At 44.6% G+C, this 7,192-nt stretch carries 5 protein-coding genes and 1 pseudogene; 5 read left to right on the top strand and 1 reads right to left on the bottom strand.

What is annotated here, in order from left to right; all coding sequences use genetic code 11:
- Positions 1-57: 57 nt before the first annotated feature.
- The 5 genes and pseudogenes from B3V51_RS11005 to B3V51_RS12905 form a co-directional block, all read left to right on the top strand.
- Positions 58-1,272 carry a CynX/NimT family MFS transporter gene (locus B3V51_RS11005; protein WP_071002699.1) on the top strand — a complete coding sequence of 405 codons (1,215 nt, stop codon included), beginning with the start codon at positions 58-60 and terminating at the stop codon, positions 1,270-1,272.
- A gap of 189 nt (positions 1,273-1,461) precedes the next feature.
- Positions 1,462-2,325 carry an arylesterase gene (locus tag B3V51_RS11010; RefSeq protein WP_186475364.1) on the top strand — a complete coding sequence of 288 codons (864 nt, stop codon included), beginning with the start codon at positions 1,462-1,464 and terminating at the stop codon, positions 2,323-2,325.
- 25 nt (positions 2,326-2,350) lie between these two features.
- Positions 2,351-3,070, top strand: a complete 720-nt coding sequence (locus B3V51_RS11015; RefSeq protein ID WP_186475363.1) for an ABC transporter ATP-binding protein — start codon at positions 2,351-2,353, stop codon at positions 3,068-3,070.
- Positions 3,067-5,694 (top strand): ABC transporter permease, encoded by a 2,628-nt coding sequence (locus tag B3V51_RS11020; RefSeq protein WP_284718859.1) that lies wholly within the window; start codon positions 3,067-3,069, stop codon positions 5,692-5,694. Before B3V51_RS11015 ends, B3V51_RS11020 begins: the two co-directional genes overlap by 4 nt.
- Before the next feature lie 75 nt (positions 5,695-5,769).
- Positions 5,770-5,928: pseudogene (locus B3V51_RS12905) on the top strand (DUF3969 family protein); the annotation flags it as partial.
- Positions 5,929-6,107: 179 nt separating this feature from the next.
- Here B3V51_RS12905 and B3V51_RS11025 read toward each other — a convergent pair.
- The gene (locus B3V51_RS11025; protein ID WP_212564076.1) at positions 6,108-6,950 is read right to left on the bottom strand and encodes a DUF4760 domain-containing protein; all 843 of its coding nucleotides are present in this window, start codon (positions 6,948-6,950) and stop codon (positions 6,108-6,110) included.
- Positions 6,951-7,192: the final 242 nt, after the last annotated feature.

A 7,192-nucleotide genomic window follows, 5' to 3' on the forward strand; every position in this document is an offset into this window, starting at 1 on the left:
CGATTTTTCGGCGCTGTCTTATAACGTGTCCTTTTTCCCTGTTATCGTTGTGCTGCTATGTCTACCTCATCCAATCTGCCTTCATCACGTTTCACCTTTTGGTTAGTGCTATGTGCCATGATTTTGCTAGCGACCAATATGCGTGCCCCTATCGTTGCGCTGGGCGCTATCGCGCCAGTGGTGAAAGAAGCACTCAATATCTCGGAGATACAGATTGGCTGGTTGGGCGCGGTGCCGATGCTGGGTTTTGCCCTTGGTGCGCTGATCTCGCCAGCCATTGGCAAGCGCTTCGGACTTGAAAATACGCTGATTGCCATGATCGCGCTATTAACCACTGGCATGATTCTGCGTACCGTTATCCCGACGTGGACTGGGTTTTTAATCGGTACTTTATTGCTGACTCTAGCCATTGGCTTTGCCAATACACTGGCCGCGCCTGTCATCAAGCAACATACTCCGCAACATATTCCGCTGATTACGGGTTTGTTTAGTTTAACAATGACGGTGACCGCTGGGATAGTCTCAGGCATCGTCCTCCCTTTGTCTGAGCAAGTAGGCTGGCAATGGGCGCTGGGTGGATGGACGGTTTTAGGTATTTTTGCGTTATTGATTTGGTTATTTTTGCGTGTGCGTTTGGGCTCATCCAACCACCAACTCGTCATATCTACAGATAAAGATGCCTCTGTTATCTCTATTTGGCGAACGGCGTTTGCTTGGCAAATTGCTGTCTTTATGGGGCTACAATCATTACTGTTTTATACCGTTGCCAGTTTTTTGCCTTCTATTTTGGTTAGTAAAGGGCTATCTGCCGTGAGCGCTGGCCAAATGGGTTCTGTGTTTCAGTTTATGGCACCCATCTCTATCTTGAGTCTGACATGGCTGATTAATCGTGGTCGTCCTATTCAAGCACTCGCCGTGTTTGCCGCTGTGCTCAATGTCATTGGCGTATTAGGTATCAGCTATCTATCTACTGAGTTGGCGTGGCTATGGTCAGCCATGATGGGGATTGGTTGCTCAGCGATTTTTACCTTGAGTATGATGCTGTTTTCCCTGCGTACCTATACTACCAATCAATCAAGTGAGCTGTCTGGTATGGCACAGGCCGTCGGTTATTTGATTGCCTTTTTTGGTCCGCTTGGCACAGGCGGGCTCCATGAAGCGACTGATAGCTGGAGTCTGCCGCTTTTTATTATTCTGATACTGATGATTGCAAACGTTGTGATTGCTTGGCTCGTCAGTCGTCCAGTGATGGTCGATGGTAAATACATTTGATATTAGCTTATCAAAATATCTACATACTGCTGTCTATAAGTCCTTGATTTCTAACGCGCAATAAAGCTGTCTTGAAATTAACCTTAGGGCAATATTGGTGGCTGTCTTATTTTGCTATAGTCAGTGCAAGATGATTTAAATCTTGAGCTGACTCTACATCAGCTTGATTGCTTATAGGACATAACACCCATGCTAAATACCCCTTCTCGGCTCGCTCAGCACCTGCCTGCTATTGCCATGCTCGCTGCTATCATGGCGATCAGTGGTTGTCAAAAAGAGACTGAGCCGACCACACCGAATCAACCGACTGACACCCAACGCTCAGATACTGAAACGACAGCCAACCAAGCCAATACAACGTCCGTAGACACCAATGCTGATGCACCCACCGATATGCAAGTCAATTCATCACCAATCACTATTTTAGCGCTTGGCGACTCACTGACGGAAGGTCTTGGGGTGGATAAAAATGATAACTACCCTGCGCAGTTAGAAGATCGTCTGCAGGCAATGGGTTATAAGAATACCGAAGTGATCAACTCAGGGCTGAGCGGTGAAACCAGTACGGGACTCGTCAATCGCTTAGATTGGGTATTACAAACCAAACCTGATGTGACGATTTTGACCATTGGGGCTAATGATGCTATACGCGGTATCGACGTGGCGACGATTGAAGCCAATATTCGGACAGCTGTTAAACGTTTGCAAGACAATGGCAGTGTCGTCATTTTGGGCGGGATGTCGATCTATGATAATTTGGGCGATGACTACGTTGCCGCATTCTCAGACATTTATCCTCGCGTCGCGAAAGACATGAGCGTCCCTCTAATACCATTCTTTTTGGAGGGTGTCGGTGGTGAGGCTGAGCTCAACCAAGCCGATGCCATTCACCCAACCAAAGAAGGCTACACGATCATCGTCAATGACAATATCTTGCCTATTCTAGAGCCGAAATTAGATGAGTTAAAAGAGCTAAAAACAACCGATCCAGAGAATACGGCTGAAACCGTTCAAGCCGAAACGACAAAAAGTACGCCAAATGAGACTACTTAACGAGACCATTTAACGAGACACTGTAATGACATCATCACCTTCGGTTACCGCATCCACGCCACAAGCAGACGCTAAGACACCAGCCCTACTGACCGCCTCACAGCTAAACAAAACCGTGCAAGTCGGTGAGCAAAAATTATCTATCATTAAGGACGTCGATATATACGTCAATGCTGGCGAGTTTGTGGTCATTATGGGTAAATCAGGCTCGGGTAAATCGACCTTACTAGGATTGCTCGCAGCACTAGATTATCCTGATAGTGGTACAGTATCGCTGGCAGATCAAACGCTCAGCAGCTTGGATGAAGACTCACTTGCAGTTATTCGTCAACAGGACATGGGTTTTGTCTTTCAGTCATTTCATCTACTGCCGACCCTAACTGTCGCCGAAAACATCGCCTTTCCTCTTGATATCGCAAGGCATCCAAACCCAGCACGAGTCAACGAGCTGATTGATGCGGTTGATTTGGGTCATCGCCGTCACAGCTTACCCAATCAGTTATCAGGTGGTGAGCAGCAGCGTACGGCTGTGGCACGAGCGCTAGTATCGCATCCTAAAATTGTCTTTGCCGATGAGCCAACGGGTAACTTGGATGAGCAAAATGCCGATCAAGTTATGCAATTATTATTAGACTTACGCCAGCAGGTTGGCTCGGCACTGGTAGTCGTGACTCACGATCCTGCGCTTGCCGAGATGGCAGATCGCGTCATTACCATGCATGACGGCCGGATTGTACCGACATGAATGAAAAGCTGACAGACAACACATCGACTGATATAAAAAAGACTGATACCAGTATGCGTCAAGAGACCAGTTATTCTAGCGGTATCCTCAATCAACTTTTCACCAAAACACTAGGCTCGCAAGCACTCAGCCGTAGCTGGTGGCAGCGCTGGGTGTATCCAGTGTTGTTTCTACTCACATTGACCTTGTCACTTGCAACCTACCTGACCCTCGATTCTGTGCAGCAGTCTGTCGATCGTTATATCAATGACAATCAGCGCGCACTCGTTGGTGGGGATTTGATCTTAAACAGTAAGCAAGATTGGCCAAGCGAGGTATTGGCGCAAGTAGAAACCATCCCCGATACGCAGACCGTGTATGACTATCAGTTTAGCGCCATGCTCGTCACCGATGAGCAAACTTTGCTTGCCAGCGTCAAAGCCGTCACACCGTCTTATCCTTTGTACGGTACCGCTGAGCTTGCCTCAGGAAAGCCACTGTGGGAGCAACTAACCGCTGACAATATCGTCGTCGCCCCAGAAGTGCTCAGTAGCCTAAATGCTAGTGTCGGCGACCGTATCGATATTGGCGATGCGCAGTTTACGATCAGTGATGTGCTGACCAAAGAGCCTGATCGACCTTTGACCGCCTTTGGTTTTGGTGGGCGGGTCTTAATGAAACAAGATGCGTTAGAGGCGACCAATCTACTCGGTCAGCGCAGCCGCATCAATTACCGTATCGAGATAGCAGGTGATCCTGAGCTGATAAACACGCAGCGCAAAAAGCTCACAGGCATACTGACCAGCTATCCTGATATCGAGCTCTCTGATGCTGATTCGGCGGACACTTCGGTCTCGCGTATCTCTGATAATGTATTGATGTTTTTAAAGCTACTGGTCATTGCCGTACTGCTACTCTCGGCGGTCGCCATGTACGGTGTCATTAGTGCGTTCGTCAGCAAGCAGCAGTCCAATAATGCCATTCGTTTGGCGTTAGGCGAGCCGCTTGGTTCACTCAAACGTAGCTATTATCAACTGCTTATCGTCACGACTGCCATTGCTTGTATCGCAGCAGTTGTACTTAGTCTGGGTTTGCTTAAAATTGGTCAGCCGTATCTCGTGGCTATCTTACCTGCTGACGTGGGTCTATCTATCAATCCAATTAGCGCGATTAAGACCATTGTGATTGCCTTAGCCCTCACGTTGCTGATTGCGCAGCGTGGTTTAAGCGCGCTTAACACCACCAAACCCGCGGCCCTACTCAATCAAGGGGCGAGCCAGCAGTCGCAAAACTTGCCTTGGTATCGACGCGTGCCATTACTGTGGTATGGCTTGGTGATGACAGGGCTGTATGCCTTCTTTGCTTATGAAGTGGGCTCGCTGTCATTGGGCGCGCAGCTATTGGGCGGCTTGATCGGCTTTGTGGCGATATTTTGGCTATTGGCGCGTGGGTGGCTGTGGTTGCTTAATAAGCTAGCGAGCAATGCCAAGGTCAGTTGGATGCAGCGTATCGCCATTCATAATCTGGCGCGCAAGGGCAATCAATCCGCATTATTCTTTGTCACTTTATCGCTATCGGTTGCGGTGCTGACGCTCATCACCACACTCAATCACAGTATCAATGCGCAGTTTATCAATGCCTATCCTGAAGACGCGCCCAATCTGTTTTTGCTCGATGTGCAAAGCGATCAACATGACGATATTAATGCGATCATTGAGGCGCCTGTCACTTATTATCCCATCATTCGCGCGCGTGTAGAGACGGCCAATGATGTACCGGCAAAAGATATCGAGCCTGAGGATGGCTTTGATGACCCCACGCGGGTGTTTAACTTAAGCTACGCCGATACGGTCATGGATACTGAGTACATCACTGAATCGCTCACAGACGATGCGCTATATACGCCTATCGATGCGACAAATGAACAAATCAAACCCCTATCTATCTTGGACACTGCCGCCAGTATGCTCAATGTCGGCATGGGCGATCAGGTGCGCTTTAATATTCAGGGTATCGAAATCGTCGGGCAGATCACCAGTATTCGCACGCGCTATGAGCGTGGTCCAAGCCCGTATTTTTACTTCTTGTTTGAGCCGTCGGTGCTATCCGCTGCCCCGCAGATTCAGTTTGCCACCGCGCATGTATCAGAAGATACCATTCCAGAGCTACAAGGCAAACTGGTACGCCAGTTCCCTGCGGTCACGACCATCGATGGCACGGCTATTGCCAAGCAAATTCAAGAGCTGGTGGTACAAATGAGCCGCTTGGTCTATGTGTTTACTTTGCTTGCCCTACTCACTGGCGTCATGGTGCTGATCAGCTCGCTGCTGTCTACTTCGCAAGATCGTATGAAGGACAGCGCGTCCTTTAGACTGCTCGGTATGCAAAAGCGCGACTTGTATACGCTCAATATATTAGAGCTGGGTGTGCTTGGTATTAGCGCGGCAACCTTTGCCGTGATCATCGCCAGCGTCGGCGCCTGGGCGGCCATCACGCAGTGGTTTAATCTACAATTTAGTGTGCCGTGGACGAGCTTGGCTATTGGCGGTGCAGCATTAATCGTATTGCTATTTGCCATTGCCATCATTTATGTAAGACTGGTGATTGGGCGCGGGATTATGGCACGGGTCAGGGCGATGATTTAGGAAATATGCAATGAACTCAAATGACCTAATAGTTAGTACTTTTTTGATAGGAATTATTCACTTTTACGCCTTGGCGAAATTAGCATCGACCAAGCTCATTTTTTTATTTTCAGATCTGGTAGATTATCAAGAATTGAGGGAAACAATGACTTAAAAGGGTTAGCGCCTATTATCCATCAGGCGCTTGAACTTGAAGATATACTTTCTATATTAGGTATTGAAAAGTATCAGTAGGAACGAACCAATTTAGAACAGTGCTTGGGCAATCATTTAGACGATGTAGATTATTATGAAAGTTTGCATGAGGTACGAAGATGGTTGTTACACTAAAAGGCTAGTAAAGATTTACAGTAAAATATGTAGAAGTTTTGATTATAGTAATAAAAATTGCTATAATCAAAACTTCTAAACATTTACTTTTTTTCTATCGTCTGACTGTTAATTTTAATAGGTTCTCTCTTCCATTTCGTTGCAAGCCATTCTATCTCTTGATATATCGTATCTTTATTGCTTAAAGTTCTTATTTGAATAATTAAAGGTTGAGAAAATTTCCAAAGCTTCATGAAACTCGAATAATGTAGATTTTTAAATAAGTTTTCTTCAAACGCTCCTTCTCTAATACCTAAAGAGATAAATTCATAATAATTTAAAACATAATGAATATCATCTTTTAGCTTTTCATCTTCTAGTATTATACTGTCTCGTTTCCTTTTTTCTTCCTCAATATCGTTTTTTATTTTCTTACCGTTCTTTAAAAAGCTTTTATTTATTTTTACATATTTACCTATTACAAAATCTTCTTTACTTATCAATTCCTCTGCAATTTCAGTATCAGACTTATTCTTATATTCATGATTATCTAGCTTGCTATAATACTGTGTAAGGTTATTACCTTGAAGAAACATTAAGTTCTTAGTTTCCTGAAGCTTTTTATCTGCGTTTAGATCTGTTACTAGCTTTATAGTTAGCTGTTTTTTACTAGATTCTCGACTACTTTGTATAGAAAAATATGTCAGGGTAATACCAATGTAAGCAATAACAGCTAGTAGAAAACTAGGGAACATTCCAACAATTATTTTATACATACTGTTTTGAGAACTTATTGTAATAGCCTCATTCGATATAAGAGTACTTACATTCGCATAATTAGATTCATAATATAACCATAAAAAAATAACCCCTACTGCAAGAAATACAATAGGGGCTATTAATAAGAACTTAGCTGCCTTTTCTAGTTTAACCATCCCAGCCTTCATGAATGACCTTCTTAAATGAATTAAGTTTTAACATTTGAATTCTCCTTAATAAGTAGAATTATAAAATTGATTGTACTTCCTTACTGATTTAGTCTATATATAAAATTTACTATTTGTTTATATATAGTATAAAATTTCTATAATTATAAATGTAAGTTTAGTACTAAATTACGTAAATTAATGTTTGCTTCTACGCCAGTGCCTTTAAGCAATATATTTAATATATTGCTTAAAGGCACTGG

It is taken from the genome of Psychrobacter sp. UBA2514 (genome assembly GCF_002341255.1).
Taxonomy (GTDB): domain Bacteria; phylum Pseudomonadota; class Gammaproteobacteria; order Pseudomonadales; family Moraxellaceae; genus Psychrobacter; species Psychrobacter pacificensis.

Coding starts and splice junctions, on each gene's coding strand:
- B3V51_RS11005 (WP_071002699.1), top strand. CDS start 58: ATGTCTACCTCATCCAATCTGCCTTCATCACGTTTCACCTTTTGGTTA.
- B3V51_RS11025 (WP_212564076.1), bottom strand. CDS start 6,950: ATGAAGGCTGGGATGGTTAAACTAGAAAAGGCAGCTAAGTTCTTATTA.
- B3V51_RS11010 (WP_186475364.1), top strand. CDS start 1,462: ATGCTAAATACCCCTTCTCGGCTCGCTCAGCACCTGCCTGCTATTGCC.
- B3V51_RS11015 (WP_186475363.1), top strand. CDS start 2,351: ATGACATCATCACCTTCGGTTACCGCATCCACGCCACAAGCAGACGCT.
- B3V51_RS11020 (WP_284718859.1), top strand. CDS start 3,067: ATGAATGAAAAGCTGACAGACAACACATCGACTGATATAAAAAAGACT.